Source organism: Providencia sp. PROV188 (assembly GCF_027595165.1).
In the GTDB taxonomy this organism is placed as follows: Bacteria; Pseudomonadota; Gammaproteobacteria; order Enterobacterales; family Enterobacteriaceae; genus Providencia; species Providencia lanzhouensis.
Genome location: NZ_CP097291.1, coordinates 1,461,009 through 1,481,814 on the forward strand (window position 1 = coordinate 1,461,009; position 20,806 = coordinate 1,481,814).

Sequence of the window (20,806 nt, forward strand, 5' to 3'; positions counted from 1 at the left end):
CACGCGTCCTTTTTGAACGCCTTACCGTAAGAAAAATGGAGTGCGTTATATTGCACTCCATCTTTTTTATGGGGTAAGGGCGATTAGATTAAGCCCATGTTGATAAGAATTTCCCACCAACCTAAACCAATAGTCATGTGAACTAATAGGCTGAGGAACGCGATAATCCCACCAATGATCCACCAAGAACGAATATCGTTATAGCCTGCACCGAAGACGATTGGAGCTGCCGCGCCTCCGTAATGGGTTAAGCTGCCGCCGTAAGCGTTAGAGAACAGCAGACCCAGCGCTAACAGCATCGGCGGTGCGCCTGCAACCATACCAACGGTGGCGAAAACAGGGACCATCGCCGCCACATAGGCACCACCAGAGGCGAACAGGTAACGAATCGCGACGCTGATAAACATGATGACAAAGAACGCTAACATCGCTTGGTCACCGAAGGAGAGGTGTTCGCTCATCACATCAGCTAACCATTTGAAGAAGCCTGCTTTGGTGAGCACGCCGGACATCCCGATAATACCACCGTACCAAATCAGGGTGTTCCAGCCGCCTTTGTTCTTCAACACATCATCCCAAGTCACGACACCGAGGATCAGCGTTAATGCCATCACGGCAATGGCGACACTTGAGGCGCTCACACCGATTTTATCTGCAAATATCCAGCCGGATAACGCCAGCACAAAGATAATGCTTAGCAGTTTTTCACGCACGGTCATTGGACCTAAATCCGCTAAGCCTTTCGCTGCGATTTCTTTGTTATTCACCTTTTTCAATTCAGGTGGATACAGTTTGTAGATAATTAACGGAGTGAGGATCAACATGATTAAGCCCGGCACGGCAGCGGCTAATGCCCAGCCCCCCCAACTTAAATGGATACCCATAATGTCGGTCATCATCGCTAATGCCAGTGCGTTTGGTGCCATAGCCGTTAAGAACATATAGCTGGTGGTTTTGGTCACCATATATACGTTTACCAGCAAATAGTGACCTGCTTTACGGGGGCTTTTTTCAGGATCAGACCCTAATGCAACCGCCACACTGTTGATGATAGGGAAGACAATCCCACCGGCACGCGCGGTGTTAGACGGCGTTGCTGGGGCGATAATCAAGTCAAGAATAGCAGTGACATATCCCAGTCCAAGAGTGGTGCCACCTAATTTTCCAATAAGAATATAGGAGAGGCGCTTACCTAAGCCTGTTATGACGAACGCGGCACTCAAGGTGAACGCGGCGAAAACTAACCACGTTGTACCAGATGAGTAACCACTCAATACTTCGCCAACTTTGACGTCTTTAGTGCCGGTTACACCGATGATCACCGCACTGGCAGCAATCGTGGCTAACAAGATCACAGGCTCGGAATAAGGTTTTAATACCAGTCCCACAATGGCGGCAAGGTACAAACCAAATAACAGCCATGCAATACTCGGTAGCCCTGCGGGCGTCGGTATTAAGGCAATGATTATTGGAATGGCTATTAAAACTAATAGCTTCCATATTTTATCTTTTTGCATAGGCTAATCCTTCAAGAATATAAAACTTTAAATTTCTTAAATCACATAAAACGAATATCTAAAATGTGTGGAAACCTATTTCTGGATATAGCGGTATCTTGAATAGTGTTATTTCTTAATAAAACTATTGGTTAACGCTTATTGACAGAAATGTTATTAATGATTGAAAAGCAAAATCAGTTTTTATTTAAAAATTATTTTCTCTGGTTTTAATTAATCAATTTTGTGATGTTTGTTCCTTTGTTAATGAATATTTAAGTTGTTTTTATTTATGAAGCTAAATAAGTATTCGTAGGCAATCGCGCAAAAAACCACGTTAGAATTAATAAATCTGCGCTGCCTCCGGGACTTAGATTTTTTTCAATACACTGCAAGTCAAATTGTTGGACTTTGCTTAAATCCTGTTCGTCTTGAATTCCTTGATGTAACAAGCTGGTTGCTTGCTGTTTTATCCACAGAAGCCCTGCCATTCCACCGCGATTGGCGATGTTGGTATCGTCATTGAGACTCATCAGTAAAATCAGTGTATCGAGTAGGGCGATATCAGCCTGTTTACCATCTGCCAGTTGTTTCAGATAATGGGGCAGTGCGTGGGCTATCACCAGTTGATAACCTTGCTCTGCTTCCCCTCTAGCGCCAGTGAATCCATACTCTTGGAATAAACGTTGCCCTGCTGTTGGGTGCTCTGCGGGCTGTTGCAGCTCAGCGGTTAATCCTTGGCACATGTCAGAAACAACTTGGCTGATTGCGTTAGGTGTAACTCGTTTCTGTAACCCGAATAAACGTCCCACTGCAGTGAGCACTAAACCTAATGAAAAAATTGAGCCTTTGTGGGTGTTCACGCCTTGAGTGGCACAAAACATCGCTTTTTCACAATTGATACCGATACCGCGAATTTGGCGAAGTAGCTGATTAATCGGTAATTGACAATGTTCATAACCTGCACGCAAAAACTGCGGAAAGAATTTTGCAATTGCATTGGCACTTAAATGAAAATCGGTCAGTACCATATCTTTATGGGCGCCAGTGTTGCATTTATCTACTAAACCCGGTTTAGGGGTTAAATTGACTTCAGCAAGCATTGCTTGCCAAGCCAGTTGGCTGTAGTGATTCACTACGTCATCATTTAACGTACGTTCTCGGTTAATTTTTTGCTGGAGCATGGGCTAACTCCTCGATACGACGCAAAATCTCTTCAAGGGAATGGCTGCGTTGGCGCGCACATACCTTGGCTTCATTGTCACAAATCAAGCAGCGCCTAGTCGGTAAATTGAATTGGCTGCGAGAATATAAAATGCCATTTGCATCAAAAACATCAAAGTCCCAAAGTCGGCCGACGGGGGATAATTCTTCCGCTTCCATTAAGGCTTTTTTGACCTCAAGGGCATCGGCATTGACGGCGACTAAACATTCCGGTCCGGTAACGAAAGGGAATGATTGTTGTGATAAAAGTACCCACTGCCTGCATGAAGCAACTTGCTTAAGCGCATTTAAGCCTTGATTAAAAATGTCTCTGACCAGTTGATTGTCTTTAACCGGTCCCGGAAAAACGACAGTAAATGAAATCAAGGTTACCTGATGGAGACCAATCCACTCTTGCTGACGAGCCTGACGGGCATCACGGCTCGCCAGCAAGTCAGGTAAGGAAATGTCAAATTGCTCTTGGGTATCAGGCAGTGGGTAAAACATGTTCTACTCCTTCACTTGATGGACAACATCAATCACAGAACCGTCACGATAACGCACCACGGCCACCACTTTATCGGTAAATTCGATAGGGTTTGGTGTGCCCGTTAATAATTGGGCGCGTTCACGTAACCATTGAATAGAAACGGTTTTGATGCCTTGGCTTTCTAGCTGTTGCTTCAGCTCAGGGCGTGCTGGGTTAACGGCAATACCATGGTCAGTCACCAAAATATCGACGCTAGAACCCGGCGTCACGCAAGTCAGCACATCGTCTACCAAGGTTGGGATACGACCGCGTACTAACGGCGCGACGATGATAGACAGTTTCGCCGCCACCGCCGTGTCGCTGTGTCCACCAGATGCACCGCGAATAACTCCATCTGAGCCTGTTAACACATTGACATTAAAGCGAGTATCAATCTCTAAAGCACTGAGTACTACCACATCGAGCATGTCCACTGAGGCGCCTTTAGAATCAAAGCATGCATATTGGTTGGCACTGATTTCAATGTGATTTGGGTTACGCGCGAGAGACTCGGCAGCAGCGCGGTCAAAGCTTTGCACGTCGAGTAACTTCTTAATTAAGCCTTTTTCATGGAGATCAACGATGGTGGAGGTGATTCCACCTAACGCGAAGCCTGCATGGATATGATGACGGCGCATTTTATCTTCGAGGAAGCGAGTAACCGCCAGTGAAGCCCCGCCAGTACCGGTTTGCAGTGAAAATCCTTCTTTGAAGAAGCCTGATTTTTCAATCACATCAGCGGCGGTACGCGCTATCAATAACTCACGCGGGTTGGAGGTCATGCGAGTGGCATCGGCACCGATTTTGTCGGCATCCCCCACACGTTTAACTTTGACAATGTAGTCCACTTCATCTTGCTTAATGCTGGATGGATTATGTGGATAAGGCAGAAATTCTTCGGTCAGCATGACCACTTTTTTGGCATTCTCCGCGTCGATTTTGGCATAACCCAGTGAGCCACAGCTTGCGTTGCCCGTATATCCGTTAGCATTTCCATATTCGTCACAAGACGGAACGCCGATAAATGCCACGTCGATTTTTAATTCACCGCTATGAACAAGGTTGGCACGTCCACCATGGGAGTGAACTTGCACAGGCTCCGCTAATTCGCCACGAGAAATGGCTTCGGCTAATGGGCCACGTAACCCGGAGGTGTAAATCTTGGTGACGACGCCATGGCGTATATGTTCAACCAGTGGCGAGTGGCACGCGCTGAGTGAACTTGATGCCAAGGTTAGGTTGCGAAAGCCCATTTCGGCAATCACTTGCATCACCATGTTGATGGTTAAATCACCGCCACGGAAAGCGTGGTGGAAAGAGATGGTCATGCCATCTTTTAATCCTGAGCGGCGGATAGCCACTTGCAGGTCATCACACAGTTTGCGGTTGCGTGGTTTTTGAACTTGCTGCTGAACTTTGCCGATATCTTTGAATTCACGCAGTAATTCATCGTCTTTAGGTACTAAGTAGGCTGATACGCGAGCCTGACGCAATGTATTGGTTGTCATAATGTTCTGCCTCACTCTTCCCGAATGCCTGATAATGCCGCGCGCGATAACACTAAGCGGGCTCTTTCAATTACAGGGCTGTCTACCATTTTACCGTTGAGGGATACGACGCCTTTGCCTTCTCGTTCTGCGGCATCAGCGGCATCTACCACACGCTGTGCATGGTCGACTTCTTTTTGGGTTGGGGCATACAAGTTATGCAGTAACTCAATTTGTCTTGGGTTAATTAATGATTTGCCATCAAAACCAAGCTGTTTAATGAGAGCGGCCTCTTTGAGGAAGCCTTCTTCATTGTTGGCGTCAGAATAAACGGTATCAAAGGCTTGAATACCGGCCGAACGCGCAGCTTGTAAAATGGCGCACCGAGCATAGAGGAGTTCAATGCCGTCTGGAGACCGCTCGGTGCGCAAATTGCGGACATAGTCCTCGGCACCTAATGCGATGCCTATTAATCTTGGAGAAGCGTGAGCAATATTCACTACTTGAGTGATCCCCATCGGGGATTCGATAGCCGCGAGTAACCCGGTGCTACCTTCTTCACGCCCACAGCTTTTTTCAATACGTAAAATTTCGTTTTCAATATCAATAATATCTTGTGCGGTATCGGTTTTCGGTAAGCGCACAATATCGGCACCACCGCGAACAACGGCTTCGAGGTCAGCAACCCCATAAGCGGAGTCGAGGGCGTTAACGCGCACAATGGTTTCAATATCTTGATATAACGGGTGTTGCAGTGTGTGATACACCAAACGACGCGCTGTGTCTTTTTCTCGGATGGTGACGGAGTCTTCGAGGTCAAACATCAGGGCATCGGCTTTATAAATAAAGGAGTTACTGAGCATCGCGGCATTGGAACCTGGGACGAACAGCATACTTCTGCGAGTGCGGCTTTTTCTTTCCGGTGTCATTATTTATCCTCCCATGGCAGAGCATCGAGATCACAGGCGCGAGCCAGTAAGGCTTCGAGGCGAGCGCGTAGAACGCACTCCAATGCACCTTTGTCATCCACCACAATTTCAGCGCCTTGAATATCGTATTTTTCAATCATTTCAAGCACGATGGCATTGATGGCATCACCAAATTGTTTTTCAACACTGCTGGTGATCTGCAATGAGACCTCAAGAGTGTCTTCAAGAGGCTCTATTCGTACCATGACATCACTGGATTCGAGTGTGCCGGCAACCGCTGCGTGTAGTATTTTCATATTTCACCTATAACTAATTCAAGCTTGTAGTGCGGGGGTAGGCGACGGTGTCTGCGCTGCGAGCATCTCTTGTAAATAGTGATACGTGGCAGGGGGCACAATCGGCTTGATCGCCGCAAGATCTTTTTTAGCGAGCAGTTTTCGAACTTGCGAGGCGGAAACCGCCGTGCCGTCGATCACTGTCCGCGGGAATTCGACCAGTTCAATGGGTGGGAATGGCATTTCGTCGGTTTCCAGCCAGTAGCGCATATCTTGGTTATATTGGTTAGTGACTTGGCAAAATGGTTCTGAGCCGACGAAACGATGGGTAATTCCCAGCGCCGGAGCAATATATTGGCGAAAAATCTTAATATCGATTTCTGTATAACAGTTGTTGGCTACAGTAATGTCTTTAATAAAATAACAAGGGAATGTAGCCCGTGAAATAATGTATTCTGAACCTTTATGAATGGTGAGGTTATTAATTCCTTTTGTGCCTTCTTCAATTAATTTCAGGCGAACTTTATACGGAAAACGGGAAGTATCTTCTTTGACGACAAATAAATGTAGCCAATCACAGTTCTTTGAGGCTTGTTCAATTAAGTAACGATGCCCCAATGTGAATGGGTTGGCATTCATCACGATAGCGCCAATTTTTTTTCCTGCTTTATATTGGGCTTTTAAACTTTTAATATAGCGATTTAAATAACAACAGCTATTTTCCATTAAAACCATTACATTGGGCACAGTAGCAATGGTATGAAACCCGCATTGATGAAATAGCTCTTCATTTTGGTATTTGGTATAGATAAATAGGTGAGTAGTATTATTCTCGTAAGCGAGATTCACCAATTCAGTCGCTAATTTTAAGGCTAAACCTTCACCACGAACTTCATCGCTAATAGCAACGCATTTAATGACATTCTTAGCGAGACCACCACAGGCAATTAACCTTTCGTTACGTGTGATCGTAATAAAGACGTCAACGCTGGCATCAATGTCTAAATCATTCTCTTTTAAAAACTGAGTGATATCATTGAGTTTTCTGTTCTCATGACGTTTTACTTGGTTAAACGTTATGCTGTCGAACATAATGGTATCCTGCATCTCATTTAGAGATGTATTAAAAATGTTGCTAATGTTAAAGTTAATTAAATAAATATTTTTGGCTTGCCGTTAATTACCTAAGTTCTCAATTTTTATTTAATTATCCTTTTCAATATTCATATTAAATACCCTGCATATAATATATTTGACCTATTTCATGTTTCTAAAATGAGTTTGTATTTGTTTAATGGTTTTAATGTTTTTAATTACGAGTTATGAACTTTACTCAGTGGTTTTAATGTGTTTAATTAATATTATGTGCATTACTAAGCGGACTACGTTATCTTTTATCTTCATTATTGGTATTTTTGCGTGTAACAATAATTTTACTTTTTAGCGAGTTATAGAGAGACGAGATGAAAACAGAGTTTTCACAGATCCCATTTAAAAAAGGGAATATTTTTTCATTCTCAGGAAGAGTCTTTCTTCTATTGTTACTAGCTTCAGTGTTATTGACGCTTGGATTAGGCAAATATTTTACGGATACCACAGAAAACCGCATGATGGCGAACATTCGCGTACTCGCCATGAGCCAAGCCAAAATGATCGCTTCATTGGATGGCATCGTCAGTACTGTAAAAGATAAAGATATTCCTAAGCTAAAAGTTATTGCCGATAAGCTCAATCAAGATTCCAGTTATGACTATGTCGTTATTGGTGATGAACATTCCGTTCGTTTATATCATCCAAATAGCGAAAAGATTGGCTACCCAATGCAATGGAATAAACCGGGGGCGCTAGAAAATGGTGAAAGCTATTTTATTAAAGGCGAAGGCTCCATGGGGAATGCAGTACGTGCAAAAACACCTATCTTTGATGAAAACGGTAAAGTCATTGGCGTTGTTTCCATTGGTTATCTCACCACCAAAATAGATACCTCATTAGCTGAAGTGTTTGTGCAAACGTCAGCAACATTTTTAGGGGTGTTGGTAATTTTGCTATTTCTATCTTGGGCATTCGCCCGATTAATTCAGCGGCAAATGCTTGGCATGGAACCTGAAGAAATAACCCAATTAGTGTTGGTGCAAAAGGGGATTTTTGATGCGGTGTTTGAAGGCATTATTGCCGTCGACCGTTATGGGAAAATTATCAATATCAACCATAATGCTAGAAAAATGTTGGCGCTGAGTGAGTCAGCTAAACAGTTAATCGGTAAACCGGTTTCTGAGTATGTTTCTCCCGCAGGCTTTTTCACGAAAGAAATCGCGAAAAACCATCATGATATAGTTTGCGAGTTCAATGGGTTGAATGTGATAGCCAGCCGAGTTGCCATTATGGATGGTGAGTTGCTGGCGGGAGCGGTGATCAGCTTCCGTAGCCAAAATGATATTGAATCCTTAAATGCGCAGCTTTCTCAAGTTCGCCAATATGTGGATAATTTGCGTACATTGCGCCACGAACATTTAAATTGGATTTCTACTTTAAGTGGTTTGCTGCAAATGAAAGAGTACGACCAAGCCTTGGCGTTAATTAAGGGGGAATCGGAATCTCGGCAACAATTAATAGATTCACTGCGAGAGCAATTTGCAGATAAACAAGTGGCTGGGTTGTTATTTGGTAAATATCACCGTGCGCGAGAATTAGGATTACAGCTTATTTTTGTGCCGGGTTGCCAACTCCGTGAATTACCTAACTCATTAAATAGCACGGAACTCTGTGCTGTATTAGGAAATTTATTAGATAATGCCTTTGAGGCAAGTTTAAAGAACGAAGCGGGTAATAAGCAGGTAGAACTGTATATCTCAGATGAAAATAATGAGATTGTGATTGAAGTTGCTGATCAAGGATGTGGTTTTCCCCTTGAGCTGCAAGATAAATGGTTTGAACGCGGAACAACAACAAAAACGGATGCTGTCGATGGACATGGCATAGGGCTATTTTTGGTGGCCTCCTATGTCAATCGATGTAATGGGGCGGTGATCATTGAAGATAATCAACCGTATGGTACTGTATTCTCTATTTTTATACCGAAAGTGAAGACGCAAAATGGCTAAGATAAAAATCCTCATTGTCGAAGATGAACTGCTCCTTGCGGAGATGCACGCGGAGTACATTAAAGCTTATCCTGCTTGTGATAAAGTCTGGCTTGCGGGAAATCTTGCGGAAGCAAGAAAAATGATTGAGTACATGAAGCCTGACTTGATTCTGTTGGATAACTATTTACCTGACGGGAAAGGAATTGATTTAGTTCATGAACTACTTCAGGAGCGCAATAGTGCGGATATTGTATTCACCACCGCCGCTAGTGATATGGAGACAGTCTCTGAGGCGATTCGTCTAGGAGTATTTGATTATTTGGTTAAGCCGATAGCTTATGAGCGTTTAGGGCAAACGTTAGATCGCTATATTCAGCGTAAATCGGTTTTGCAGGGCGCCAATAAAACCAATCAAAGCCAGATTGATGACATGTTTAATACCTATGCCCGTGGTGAGAGCAAAGAAGAGCTACCGACTGGGATTGATGCTATTACGCTTGATAAAGTGCTCGCGTTATTTGCAGTACCCGATGCGGAATATACGGCAGAGTCGATTGCAGAAACCATAAAATTAAGCCGCACTACCGCCCGCCGTTATTTAGAGTATTGTTTAGCCCAACGTAAGATTGAAGCGGAAATTGAATACGGCAAAGTAGGGCGCCCCCAGCGGATATATCGGGGTAGTCATTAGTTGCCGTAGGTAGACGATTGAAGTCTGCGTGAAAGTGTTTGCGTCAATTTCCCAAAAGGTTGTTATGAACGTACTGATCCTTGGCGCTCGTGCGCCGGCCTGTCTAGAATGGGCGCGAGCGTTTAATGAGGCAGGATGGACTGTCAGCGTCGGTGATTCGCTCAGCCAGCCGCTGAGCCGTTTTAGTTGCTCCGTGCAACATTATATCCGCTTACCTGAACCTCGACAGAACCCGATAGTTTGGGTTGAAGCCCTTGCGGCGGCGATCGAAAATCAACATATCGACCTACTGCTACCCACTTGCGAAGAAGTGTTTTATTTGGCCTACGGTCTTGAACGCTTGCAGCCGTTGTGTCGGGTGTTAACCAGTGACTTTCCACTGTTGCATCGTTTGCATCATAAAGGGGATTTTGCAGCCATGACGAACGGCTGGTCTTTAGCCGCTCCTGAAACCCATTTACTGACAGACAGCCAAGCATTACTCGCCTTCGCGGGCGATGCTGCAAGCTGGGTATTCAAACCTGCGTATTCGCGCTTTGCCTCACAAACCTTGATCCGTCCATCAGCCCAACAGCTAAATAAAATACAGCCCACTCAGACTGAGCCTTGGGTAGCGCAGCGATTTATCAAAGGACGGGAGTTTTGCAGTTTTAGTGTCTTGGTTGATGGTGATCTACGCGCCCACAGCTGTTATCACCCACGCTATCGAGTGGGCCGTGGCTCAGGGATCTATTTCCAACCGAGTGCACCAGAACAGGTACGACAATTTATTGAGTATTTTGGACGAGAGACCGGCTATAACGGACAAGTAGGGTTCGATTTTATTCAAGACAAAAATGGTTGTTTCCATGTGCTGGAGTGCAACCCAAGAGCGACCAGTGGTGTGCACTTGTTCGACAACCAGCGACGGTTACTAGTGAATAGCTTGAGTCACCCATCCGAGCAGATCCTTGAACCGACATTAGAGCCTCGAATGATCGCATTGGCGATGCTGTTATTTGCCGCACCACGACGAGCCCTTAGCCCAACGCTCTGGCGTGATTATGCCGCCGCTCGCGATGTTATCGTGCAAAAAGGTGACTGGTGGCCGTTGATAACACAAGTCGGAAGCCTCACGGAAATTGTTGCTCGGGCGGTATCTCGACGCTGTGGATTATTAACGGCATCTACGGCAGATATTGAATGGAATGGTCAGCCACTAGATGAGCGTACGCCATGAGATTATTGTTCGAAGATCAAATCGTTAGTGAGAACGCTAGCTCGAATGATAGCTTGGCTCGGTGCTATGTGCGTGCTTGTGCCAGCGAGTGCTTGATAGGTAATGTCAGCACGAAAATGGTGTTGCTCGATACGAGGACGCAGCAATTTCCGGTCAGTATCACGGACGGCAATGAACCCGACGACAACTGCTATGTGGTGTCCCCCCAAACAGCCTACAGTGGTTATGCCCGCGAGGAAATCAAACGCCTTGGTCACCCCTATCTGACTTGGCCGTTGAAGCTGCTGACTCAAGCTGTCGAACGCTTACTAAATGCGGGTAAGGTCAACAAATTGGTGCAGGTAAACAACTGGTTACTATCGACCAATCTTTATCCAGATGATTGGGATGTTACTGAATTACCGGCAATCACGGCACTGCTGAGGCAAAACTTTCCTGAGCATGGAATTGGTTTTCGTTCGCTTAATGATTTCAGTAATCGTGCATTGCGCCAAAGCCTACAAAATCACGGATACTTGTGTATACCTAGCCGACAAGTTTACTTATTTGATGGTCGAGCAGGGGAGCAAGCGCTGTTTCTCAAACACCACAATACTCGGCTGGATGCCACTTTATTGCGGCGCAGCCCATATACCGTCGTACCTGGTAACGAATTGAATGATGACGATTTCAAAAGAATAGAGCATCTTTATAACCTGCTTTATTTGGATAAATATTGCACACTGAATCCCCATTATAGTGCGCAATGGATGCAGCAGGGACAGCGTGAGGGTTGGCTAGAAATCCGCGCTTTACGTAACGCAGAAGGGCGTATTGACGGCGCATTGGGTTGGTTTTCATCTTCCACTGTGATCAGCACGCCAATAGTGGGTTATGACACCGCGTTACCCCAACGGCTTGGGCTGTATCGACAATTGACTCGTTTGTGCTTGCAAGAAGCGGCTGAGCGTCGTCAGGTGCTGAACTTTAGCTCTGGCGCGGCTGAGTTCAAGCGCTTGCGGGGTGGTGAGCCACAGATCGAATACAGCCTAGTCTACGTCGCCCATTTATCTTGGGGACGACGCCTTGTATGGAAGGTGCTGAGTGCTCTGTTACATGGTATCGGTGTGCCGATGATGAGGAAGCTAAAACTGTGAAGCCGTTTGAACATCGATGGTGGCCTGTGGCTATCAGCGACAAATTGCGAAACCAACCGGTGGCTTGCCAGCTACATGACACCCCGCTGGTGCTGTTTCGCGACAATGACGGGCATGCTGCTGCGCTACCCGATCGTTGTCCGCATCGTTTTGCACCATTGAGCGCGGGAAAAGTTTGTGATGGGCTGATTGAATGTCCTTATCATGGCTGGCAGTTTTCTGCCGATGGGCGTTGTACGCGAGTGCCTGGTACTGAACTTGCGGCGGGAAGTAAGCCGCTGCTTGAGAGTTTTCCTTGTTGCGAAGCTCACGGGCTAGTTTGGATTAGCCTGAGCATGGAGCGTCCGCAGATCCCGCCAGTTGCTCCTTCCGATAACTCGCAGAGAGTCGATACATTTTGGATCACCGATGAAGTGCAGTGTTCGCTGCAAGACGCCGCAGAGAATTTTCTCGATGGTTTTCACACCCATTTTGTTCACTCTGGCTGGATCCGTCACGACCGGCAACGGCAACAAATCAGCGTCCGAGTTCGCCCTCTGGCTGATGGCGTCGAAGCCGTGTATAGCGAAGAGGGCAAACAGTCAGGATTTATTTCTCGATTGTTTGAACGTGACCGCGGTGTCAGTATGGGGCGTTTTCGTCTGCCGTGTCTGGCAGAAATTGAGTACCGTGACCGTAGTGACGAGCTCAATCTGCTGGTTAGCGCTTGGTTAGTACCTTGTGGAAATGAGCAGTTACGCCTATTTGCACGAATAGCGACTCGGCAGGGCAAGCTTCCGGCAGTCATTAAACGTTATGTATTGAGCAAGTTATTCCGCGTGATCCTCCGTCAAGACCGCCAAATATTGGAAAAAGTCAGCGCCAATAAATTGCGTTTTCAAGGAACCTTACCGACACCGCTCGATGGTGAGCAAGATCTACTAGGGCCAAGTATTCGCCAATTACTTGAAGATGGTGAGCCGCTGATGTTTGAGGAGCGGAAGTTCTGTTTTCGGCTTTAAGTCACAGCGAGGAATATTGTATATGCTTTCCAGACATATTTGGAGCCTATAAAAAGGCTCTTTTCATAGGTTCAGTGCCATCAACCCCATCTCATCATTTTTCTCAAGTATAAGCCTTCAATTGTATTACTCAGCACTACTCATTGGTTTCAAAAGAAATAATTGCAGAAGTTTTTAATGAGAATAAGTCTCATTATTATATTTTCGTACCAGTACAGTGTGATAGTAAATACGCGGTATGGGAATGTTCATACGTCAACACTATTCATGGCGTTGACGTGTGTCAACGATTTGTATATTATTAGCACACCAGGAGGCTGATGAGCAAAAAGCACCCTAACAAAGAAGTACGTGAGGCTCTCCGTTATGCAGAGGAAAAGGGCTGGATCGTTGAAGACGCGACGGGGCATCCTTTCTGTACTGTTAAATGTGGAAATGCTGATCATGGACGAACTCACGCGATGAGCGTAAACAGCACACCCAAAAATCCGGAAGTGCACGCAAAGCAAATCCGTAGAATGGTTGACCGCTGTACCCCGAGGAAACCTAAGGGTTGATCCGGTTGTTTAAGGCAAGGCGGGTAACCGCCTTTTTGATGAGGAGAGCGGAATGGAACTCTACAATTTCACCCTAACGTTATCAGGTGTTCAAATGGAGACAGAGGGACTTGCGGGTGCTCTGTATACCAACGGCTGTGATGATGCGCTAATTTGCTACTACGGTAGTTCAGTGTATTTAGAATTTGACAGAGAAGCGAAAAGCTTAGATTTAGCAATCAAATCAGCGATTAATGACATTGAAACGGCAGGTATTGGGGCTGTCGTTGAGTCGGTGGACTCGGCTCTAGTTGGTTTGAGTGATATTGCCCAACTTTCCGGTTTAACTCGCCAAGCCATTGCTTTACTAAAAGACGGCTCACGAGGTAAAGGTGATTTCCCTTGTCCTATCCAACGTATTAGTGGTCAATCACCACTTTGGGATTGGTCAGACGTTGCTAAATGGTTGAATGATAGCGGCCGCCTCGACAGTAAAGGCGTTCAGGCTCGAGAACAGTTGGTGTGTAATGCACATATATTGAGTAAGTGGAACCTTGCGTTAAGAATGCGGTCATTTGGAAACATTAAAGAAGTAGAATCAATCGCATATTCACTTATTTCATAATATTTGATCTTTGAGGACGTTACGATGACCCACTTTTATCAACTAACAGCAACGAGCCTTGGTGGGCAGCGCATTTCTATGGCGGACTACGCGGGTAAGGTGGTTTTAGTTGTAAATACAGCTAGCCATTGTGGTTTTACACCGCAATACGAAGGTCTTGAAGCACTCTACAAAAAATATTCAGATCAGGGTTTGGTGGTGCTTGGCTTTCCTTGCAACCAATTCGGGAAACAGGAACCTGGCGGCGCAGAGGAAATCGAGCAAACCTGTTACATTAATTACGGTGTGAGCTTTCCGATGTTCGAGAAAATAGACGTCAATGGAAGTGCAGCGCACCCAGTATTTCGTTATCTAAAAAGTGAGTTGCCGGGGCTGTTGGGTGGCCGGATTATGTGGAATTTCACCAAATTCCTGATTGGACGCGATGGTAAACCGCTAAAGCGTTTCGCTCCGTTTACGACCCCTGAAAAAATGGAAGCGGCGATAGTTGCCGCACTTGGAATTTGAGCGTTCGGACATTCTAGCTATTTCATGCAGATAATCTTAGGGCTATTTCCCTGTCCCCGAATTCTGTAACTCATTTTCCATAATCATCACTTTCTTTTGGGCGCGCTCGTCGCCTTGTTTCGCGGCGAGCCGATACCAATATAAGGCTTTCGTATCATCTTGCGATACGCCCATTCCATATTGATAGCACGCTCCGCTGGCATACTGTGCATCGCGGCTGCGTTGGTTGGCGGCCTTGATAAACCACTGGCAGGCTTTAGCTTGGTCAGCGGTGATGCCATCACCTCGAGCATAAATTAACGCTAAATTAAATTGGGCGGACACTTCCCCTTGCTGAGCGGCTTGGGTTAACCACTTAATGGCGGAAGCGGTATCGCGTTTGGTGCCTTGCCCTGCTAAGTAGAGCATACCTAAGCTATTTTGTGCGGGAGAGAAACCTAATTCCGCAGAGCGCGTAAAATACTGAAACGCAGCGGGGTAATTGACTTTGTCATACATCCCCGTTGCTGCTTGATAACCTAATAAATAGAGCGCTTGTGGCTGATTTTTCTCAGCCAGTGCGAGGTAGATTTGATTGGCTTTTTGGGGATCTTTATCTCCGATTACGCCTTTTTCATACCAATAAGCTAAAGTTAGCTGCGCTGCGGGTAACTGTTGTGCTGCGGCTTTTTCTAGCCAGCTTAATGCTTGTTGTGGATTTTTCTCTAACAGGTTTGGAATACCTTCTAGAGTATATTCCGCCATATTCATTTGACCAATAGGGTCGCCTGCGTTGGCTGCCGCTTCCATCCAAAGCAACATCTCTTTGGGATTTTTACCGATGCCAGCCCCTTGCTGGTACATCAGGGCGAGGTTGATTTGTGCCTTGGTAAAATTTTGACTGGCAGAAAGTTTATACCAATAGGCGGCTTTATCTAACTGACCGTGAGATTGATAAAACATCGCTAAATTAAACTGAGCTTCAGCTTGCCCGCTATCGGCTAATTGCGTGAGTGTTTTTTCATCCACAATTGAAGAAGGTGCAACAGGGGCGACAGTTTTAGCATGGCTCATGTTAATAAAAAGCGAGCAAAAGATAATGAAGGGGAAGATAAACTGTTTCACTGAGCTTCCTTGGGATGAATTTTAGCCATTTATTCCTAGTGGATAGGTTAACGGGTTGCTGTTAGCGGTGCAATTGCCATTCTTGCTATTCTGAAAATTATTTTTACGCATTAAACGAAGATAAATCATGATGTTATAAAAAAGATTAAAAATAATTAAAAAAAAGATGAACCTTTTAAGTCTATCAAGGGTCTTAATTACATATATATCACTGTTTGCTTGTGTAAACATTCATATATTTACCCTCAACATTCATTTCTTTACATGAAGTAATGCAATAATGCATCTATATCGTGTAGTTTGAATTAGTAGTACGATCCTTAATAGAATGCATTATGCCCAGTTTTAGTCGCTGGGCTTTTTTTTTGCATAAAATATGACTCTTCTTGCAAATACCGCTTTATTTTTATTTCACTCCGCTATTTCGTTCGATAAATAAACACGTAATAGTGACATCAATAAATAATCACCTATCTAAATTCATTTTCTATTCAGTTTTTATTATCACGAAGGCGAAATATCCGCAGGGTGCCGCGCGGTATGTTTGTAGTGTATATAGGGTGTTACTCTGCGAGTAAAATGATTAAAGATAGAACAATATGCTTAACATATAGTGAACAAGTGATTATTTAATGGGCGATAATAATTTCATGATTTTTTAAAAAATTGAAGTTAATCACGATAACGATCCATAGATGTAGTAATTAACACTAGCTAATTCTTTAGTTTTGGTGCATAAATAGCATATATTGCTTAATTGATTATTCTGTTTGGATTGGCATATATTCGCTGTAATGCTGAATAAATAATCAAATATGCTTTAACTCATTGAATTTTATGTTCGCGATTCATAAACAATATTTACACACAGTTTTGTTTGTTTTGAGGTCAGGGATTGATACTCCTCCTACCAAAAGTGAATCTTCTAAAGCTTGAATTCTTGAGACCATAACAATGCGAGGGTGCAGACAGCGTCCCGTGGTTTTTTTTGCATACGTACAGGTTGTATTAGAGGTAACTTGTGTCCACAACAAATAACAAAGAGGAAGTCAGTCTTAACGCGTTTAAGCAACCTCGTTCATTCTATCTCATCTTTTCTATCGAACTCTGGGAACGTTTTGGTTACTACGGTCTTCAGGGGATCCTCCCAATTTATCTCAGCCAAGTGCTTGGCATGTCGGAAGCGGAATCTATCACGCTGTTCGCGGCATTCTCTGCACTGGTTTATGGCTTCGTTGCCATCGGTGGTTGGTTAGGGGATAAAGTTTTAGGGACTAAGCGCGCGATTGTCCTTGGGACGGTAGTGTTGATTGTCGGTTATGCCTTCGTTGCCTACTCTGGGCATGATGTGTCGATGGTTTACCTCGGTCTAGCTACCATCGCGGTAGGTAACGGTCTGTTTAAAGCGAACCCATCATCATTATTATCTACCTGTTATGACAAAAATGACCCACGTTTGGACGGTGCATTCACCATGTACTATATGTCCGTTAACATTGGTTCATTCTTCTCAATGCTGGCAACGCCATGGTTAGCCAAACATTACGGTTGGGATGTCGCATTCTCCCTCAGCGTAGTGGGTCTGATCATCACCTTAATTAACTTCTACATGTGCAAAAAATGGGTCGCAGACCACGGTTCAAAACCGGACTTTGCACCTGTTGTTATCTCCAAATTACTGATGACTATCGTCGGTGTGGTTGCACTGATTGCGATTTCAAACTGGTTACTGCACAACTTAGGTATTGCACGTGCGGCACTGGCGGTGATTTCTCTGGGTATTTTAGTTATCTTTATCAAAGAGATGATGGCACTTAAAGGTATTGCTCGTCGCCGTATGGTGGTCGCATTGATCCTGATGCTCGAAGCAATTGTTTTCTTCGTACTGTATAGCCAAATGCCAACCTCACTGAACTTCTTCGCACTGCATAACGTAGAGCACGAAGTTTTCGGTTTTGCGATTGAGCCTGCTCAGTATCAAGCCTTAAACCCATTATGGATTATGATTGGTAGCCCAATTTTGGCGGCAATCTATAACAAAATGGGCGATAACTTACCGATGCCACATAAATTCGCTATCGGGATGTTACTGTGTTCAGCGGCGTTCTTAGTACTGCCATTAGGGGCAAAATTTGCGAACGAAGCGGGTATTGTTTCTGTTCAATGGTTGGTTATCTGCTACGGTTTCCAAAGTATCGGTGAGCTGATGATTTCAGGTTTGGGTCTGGCGATGGTGGCACAGTTAGTTCCACAACGTCTGATGGGCTTTATCATGGGCGCATGGTTCTTAACTAACTCTGCAGCGGCATTTATCGCGGGTTATGTTGCTTCTATGGCAGCAGCGCCTCAAGGTGAGATCACCAGCAAAGTTGAATCACTGGCTGTCTACAGTGATGTCTTTATGAAGATTGGTCTGGTAACGGGTGCAATTGCTATTGTGATGGTATTTACCGCGCCGTTATTAAACCGTATGACGCAAGAACAGCATTAATTTGTTCTGTCAGTGATAAAATTGAAAAGGGCGATAAAAATATCGCCCTTTTTTAATGCATGATTATTCAAAGCATCCGCTATTTAAAATAGCGATTACTAATTAACTTCATGGAGCGGTTATTGCCGTTGACTAAAATGGTGCTCGCGCTGCGGCTATGCAGATCATTCGAGATACCATTCATCAGTACTGTTGGGGTGATAGCAGTTGCCGAGAAAATTACATCGGACGTATTCACCATCATATCCAACGTTAAAATTTCCCCAATTTCGATGCCCATCTGTTGGCAACGAATGGCTTCTTGCGCCGCTAACAGTTTATTTTGTTCGGTGTCTTCTTTGGCTTTGTTACGTGGAACAAGGCGTGCTTGCATGTCGCCACCTAATGCGCGGGCAATGGCTGCACTAATAATGCCTTCTGGTGCACCGCCGATACCATACATCATATCAATAGGGTGCTCAGGTAAGATTGTCAGTAGTGATGCCAGAACATCGCCATCAGGGATAGTGATGACATTAGCGCCAAAATTACGGATGGTTTTAATAATGTGCTGGTGGCGAGGTTTATCGAGAATGGCAATGTTGAGCATGGAAATGGGTTTATCCAATGCGGCAGAGAGAAATTCGAGGTTCTTCTCTAATGGATTTTTTAGGTGAACGGCATCTTTTGCTGCTGCGCCGACGACCATTTTCTCCATATACATATCGGGGGCTTGCAGTAATGTTCCTGTTGGGGCTGCCGCCAAAACGGCAATCGCATTGTGCTCATTACATGCCACCATACGGGTGCCATCAATGGGGTCGACTGCGATATCTAAATGATGTTCGCTAGATTGCTTGCCGACTTGTTCACCAATATACAGCATTGGGGCTTCGTCAATTTCCCCTTCGCCAATTACGATTTTTCCATGAAAATCAATCTCATTAAGTCGATTTCGCATGGCTTCAACCGCAGCGTTATCCGCTGCATTCTTATCTTGTTTCCCTACCCATTCAAACGCGGCAATGGCGGCAACTTCCGTCACTGATGCGATAGCAGACGCGAGTTCATCGCTAATTTTCATTTTGGTGTGATTCCTAGGACTAAAAAATTATCGCGCTTATGATACGTTTTTTGCGATCAACTTGGTAATTTTTTGGCGAATAAAACGGCGTTTTATTGAGTTTGGAGAGGGGGAGTTAAGCTGATGGAAAGGGCGGAGCGAACCCCGCCATGTGATATATCAAAGATGCATTACAGCATTTCGACGATGGTGATCCCGCCAATAATTGAAATCAATGCCGCAATGGTACTGAGTAATACGGTTCCCGCAGAGGTTTCAGTATAGGCTTTATTACTGATAGCTAACGCTGGTACAGCTGTTGCCGTCGGTAACACACCGATAATAAATGCCGCTTTTAATAAATCACTTTGTAATCCTAATGCGAGGCCGGTTCCAAGAATAAGCGCCGCCTGTACAAAGTTTTTCACAAAAACGTTAAAGATAATTTCTTTATTGATTGTGAGTTTAATACCTGAAAGCAATAAACCGAGGAAGAAGAGAGCCACACCACCTGCCGTTTTCCCGAGTTCATTGACTGAGTTTTGTAGAATTTCAGGTAATTTTACGCCACAAATTGCCAGAATTGCCCCTAAAACAGGCAGGAAAACTAATGGTTGAATAACGGCTTTACCGACAGATTTCAGAATACCGTTACCATTCGCGGATCCACTGATCATCAATAAGGTAAATGGAATTATGATGACGGTATAAATTAAGTTACCGAGAACCATGGCAATTAAGCCGGATGAACCGACAGTTGCCAGTAAAACAGGTGGTCCACAGTACGCCATATCCGGGAATGAAACAGACAATGCTTGCATCGCAGCATCGGTTTTATTGTGGCGGAAAAATACTTTACCGACTACAAAACCAATGACATAGGATGCAATTAACCCGACTGCGAGCGCTATCAAGTAATCAACATTCAGTAAAACTGAAGGTGGGGCTTGAACGGCAGCAAGGAATAATGCGAATGGTAAGGCGATTTTGACAACAAAGTCAGCAAACGCTTGCGAATATTCCCGTTTCACGAAGCCATATTTACCCGATAACCACCCTACGGCAAGACCGAGTACGATGGGGCTTAGGGCTTCAAGTATTATATGTAATAACATAGGTATTCCTTTGCGTTATTTAGGACAATACATATTTTTTAAATATATCGATAAAAGACAATCGTTATTTGTTAAATAACTTATTGGTGATTTTGTCTATAAATTAATAACATAATCACACGAAAAAACACCTATTATCTGCATATTTTCTCTAATAAATAGAAAGTATCAAAAATGGATTATTGAAATTAATAAGTTATTAATAAAGTAATAGGGGATTCAGTAGCGAGAAAAAAATCATTTGAAAATGTGCTCTTAGAGACTAAAAAATATTAAAAATGTACTATCATTTTATGATAGTTAAATAATAAGATGATATAATAGATTAATCCGTGAA

At 44.4% G+C, this 20,806-nt stretch carries 18 protein-coding genes; 8 read left to right on the top strand and 10 right to left on the bottom strand.

Translation table 11 applies throughout. The annotated features are described in order from the left end of the window. Positions 1-83: 83 nt before the first annotated feature. The 7 genes from M5X66_RS06485 to citC all read right to left on the bottom strand — a co-directional run bounded on the left by M5X66_RS06485 (position 84) and on the right by citC (position 7,011). Positions 84-1,517: an anion permease gene (locus M5X66_RS06485; RefSeq protein WP_036951311.1), complete on the bottom strand. Its 1,434-nt coding sequence runs from the start codon at positions 1,515-1,517 to the stop codon at positions 84-86. A gap of 269 nt (positions 1,518-1,786) precedes the next feature. Next, entirely contained in the window at positions 1,787-2,680 is an 894-nt protein-coding gene (citG, locus tag M5X66_RS06490; RefSeq protein WP_270103951.1) for a triphosphoribosyl-dephospho-CoA synthase CitG, read from the bottom strand. Then, the gene (gene citX / locus M5X66_RS06495) at positions 2,661-3,206 is read right to left on the bottom strand and encodes a citrate lyase holo-[acyl-carrier protein] synthase (protein ID WP_036951306.1); all 546 of its coding nucleotides are present in this window, start codon (positions 3,204-3,206) and stop codon (positions 2,661-2,663) included. Before citX ends, citG begins: the two co-directional genes overlap by 20 nt. A 3-nt stretch (positions 3,207-3,209) precedes the next feature. Continuing rightward, a complete protein-coding gene (citF, locus tag M5X66_RS06500) occupies positions 3,210-4,736 on the bottom strand; it encodes a citrate lyase subunit alpha (protein WP_270103952.1) in 1,527 nt (508 codons plus the stop codon). 11 nt (positions 4,737-4,747) lie between these two features. Beyond that, positions 4,748-5,644, bottom strand: a complete 897-nt coding sequence (citE, locus tag M5X66_RS06505) for a citrate (pro-3S)-lyase subunit beta (RefSeq protein ID WP_006657569.1) — start codon at positions 5,642-5,644, stop codon at positions 4,748-4,750. Then, complete coding sequence (gene citD / locus M5X66_RS18680; RefSeq protein ID WP_036951301.1) at positions 5,644-5,940, bottom strand: citrate lyase acyl carrier protein; 297 nt, start codon at positions 5,938-5,940, stop codon at positions 5,644-5,646. Before citD ends, citE begins: the two co-directional genes overlap by 1 nt. An 18-nt stretch (positions 5,941-5,958) precedes the next feature. Continuing rightward, the gene (gene citC, locus M5X66_RS06515; RefSeq protein WP_036951299.1) at positions 5,959-7,011 is read right to left on the bottom strand and encodes a [citrate (pro-3S)-lyase] ligase; all 1,053 of its coding nucleotides are present in this window, start codon (positions 7,009-7,011) and stop codon (positions 5,959-5,961) included. 371 nt (positions 7,012-7,382) lie between these two features. On the opposite strand from citC, the gene dpiB reads away from it, so the two are divergent. The 7 genes from dpiB to M5X66_RS06555 all read left to right on the top strand — a co-directional run bounded on the left by dpiB (position 7,383) and on the right by M5X66_RS06555 (position 14,717). Continuing rightward, a complete protein-coding gene (gene dpiB, locus M5X66_RS06520) occupies positions 7,383-9,020 on the top strand; it encodes a sensor histidine kinase DpiB (RefSeq protein WP_108479051.1) in 1,638 nt (545 codons plus the stop codon). Beyond that, complete coding sequence (dpiA, locus tag M5X66_RS06525) at positions 9,013-9,693, top strand: two-component response regulator DpiA (protein ID WP_036951294.1); 681 nt, start codon at positions 9,013-9,015, stop codon at positions 9,691-9,693. Before dpiB ends, dpiA begins: the two co-directional genes overlap by 8 nt. A 64-nt stretch (positions 9,694-9,757) precedes the next feature. After that, positions 9,758-10,912, top strand: coding sequence for an ATP-grasp domain-containing protein (locus tag M5X66_RS06530; protein ID WP_108479050.1), 1,155 nt, complete (start codon positions 9,758-9,760; stop codon positions 10,910-10,912). After that, positions 10,909-12,048, top strand: coding sequence for a GNAT family N-acetyltransferase (locus M5X66_RS06535; RefSeq protein ID WP_270103953.1), 1,140 nt, complete (start codon positions 10,909-10,911; stop codon positions 12,046-12,048). The genes M5X66_RS06530 and M5X66_RS06535 overlap by 4 nt, the downstream gene beginning before the upstream one ends. After that, the gene (locus M5X66_RS06540) at positions 12,045-13,049 is read left to right on the top strand and encodes a Rieske 2Fe-2S domain-containing protein (RefSeq protein ID WP_195848361.1); all 1,005 of its coding nucleotides are present in this window, start codon (positions 12,045-12,047) and stop codon (positions 13,047-13,049) included. The genes M5X66_RS06535 and M5X66_RS06540 overlap by 4 nt, the downstream gene beginning before the upstream one ends. Before the next feature lie 609 nt (positions 13,050-13,658). Next, positions 13,659-14,210 (top strand): helix-turn-helix transcriptional regulator, encoded by a 552-nt coding sequence (locus M5X66_RS06550; RefSeq protein ID WP_036951284.1) that lies wholly within the window; start codon positions 13,659-13,661, stop codon positions 14,208-14,210. Between the two features lie 24 nt (positions 14,211-14,234). Next, entirely contained in the window at positions 14,235-14,717 is a 483-nt protein-coding gene (locus M5X66_RS06555) for a glutathione peroxidase (protein WP_154610140.1), read from the top strand. A gap of 42 nt (positions 14,718-14,759) precedes the next feature. Here M5X66_RS06555 and M5X66_RS06560 read toward each other — a convergent pair whose 3' ends face one another. Further along, positions 14,760-15,821, bottom strand: a complete 1,062-nt coding sequence (locus M5X66_RS06560) for a tetratricopeptide repeat protein (RefSeq protein ID WP_270103954.1) — start codon at positions 15,819-15,821, stop codon at positions 14,760-14,762. 1,021 nt (positions 15,822-16,842) lie between these two features. On the opposite strand from M5X66_RS06560, the gene dtpA reads away from it, so the two are divergent. Beyond that, complete coding sequence (gene dtpA / locus M5X66_RS06565) at positions 16,843-18,312, top strand: dipeptide/tripeptide permease DtpA (protein WP_108479045.1); 1,470 nt, start codon at positions 16,843-16,845, stop codon at positions 18,310-18,312. 79 nt (positions 18,313-18,391) lie between these two features. On the opposite strand, the gene glpX is transcribed toward dtpA, so the two are convergent. After that, the gene (glpX, locus tag M5X66_RS06570; protein ID WP_181478713.1) at positions 18,392-19,369 is read right to left on the bottom strand and encodes a class II fructose-bisphosphatase; all 978 of its coding nucleotides are present in this window, start codon (positions 19,367-19,369) and stop codon (positions 18,392-18,394) included. 176 nt (positions 19,370-19,545) lie between these two features. Then, the gene (locus tag M5X66_RS06575; protein WP_036951272.1) at positions 19,546-20,469 is read right to left on the bottom strand and encodes an AEC family transporter; all 924 of its coding nucleotides are present in this window, start codon (positions 20,467-20,469) and stop codon (positions 19,546-19,548) included. Positions 20,470-20,806 lie beyond the last annotated feature (337 nt).

Coding starts and splice junctions, on each gene's coding strand:
- M5X66_RS06485 (WP_036951311.1), bottom strand. CDS start 1,517: ATGCAAAAAGATAAAATATGGAAGCTATTAGTTTTAATAGCCATTCCA.
- citG (WP_270103951.1), bottom strand. CDS start 2,680: ATGCTCCAGCAAAAAATTAACCGAGAACGTACGTTAAATGATGACGTA.
- citX (WP_036951306.1), bottom strand. CDS start 3,206: ATGTTTTACCCACTGCCTGATACCCAAGAGCAATTTGACATTTCCTTA.
- citF (WP_270103952.1), bottom strand. CDS start 4,736: ATGACAACCAATACATTGCGTCAGGCTCGCGTATCAGCCTACTTAGTA.
- citE (WP_006657569.1), bottom strand. CDS start 5,644: ATGACACCGGAAAGAAAAAGCCGCACTCGCAGAAGTATGCTGTTCGTC.
- citD (WP_036951301.1), bottom strand. CDS start 5,940: ATGAAAATACTACACGCAGCGGTTGCCGGCACACTCGAATCCAGTGAT.
- citC (WP_036951299.1), bottom strand. CDS start 7,011: ATGTTCGACAGCATAACGTTTAACCAAGTAAAACGTCATGAGAACAGA.
- dpiB (WP_108479051.1), top strand. CDS start 7,383: ATGAAAACAGAGTTTTCACAGATCCCATTTAAAAAAGGGAATATTTTT.
- dpiA (WP_036951294.1), top strand. CDS start 9,013: ATGGCTAAGATAAAAATCCTCATTGTCGAAGATGAACTGCTCCTTGCG.
- M5X66_RS06530 (WP_108479050.1), top strand. CDS start 9,758: ATGAACGTACTGATCCTTGGCGCTCGTGCGCCGGCCTGTCTAGAATGG.
- M5X66_RS06535 (WP_270103953.1), top strand. CDS start 10,909: ATGAGATTATTGTTCGAAGATCAAATCGTTAGTGAGAACGCTAGCTCG.
- M5X66_RS06550 (WP_036951284.1), top strand. CDS start 13,659: ATGGAACTCTACAATTTCACCCTAACGTTATCAGGTGTTCAAATGGAG.
- M5X66_RS06555 (WP_154610140.1), top strand. CDS start 14,235: ATGACCCACTTTTATCAACTAACAGCAACGAGCCTTGGTGGGCAGCGC.
- M5X66_RS06575 (WP_036951272.1), bottom strand. CDS start 20,469: ATGTTATTACATATAATACTTGAAGCCCTAAGCCCCATCGTACTCGGT.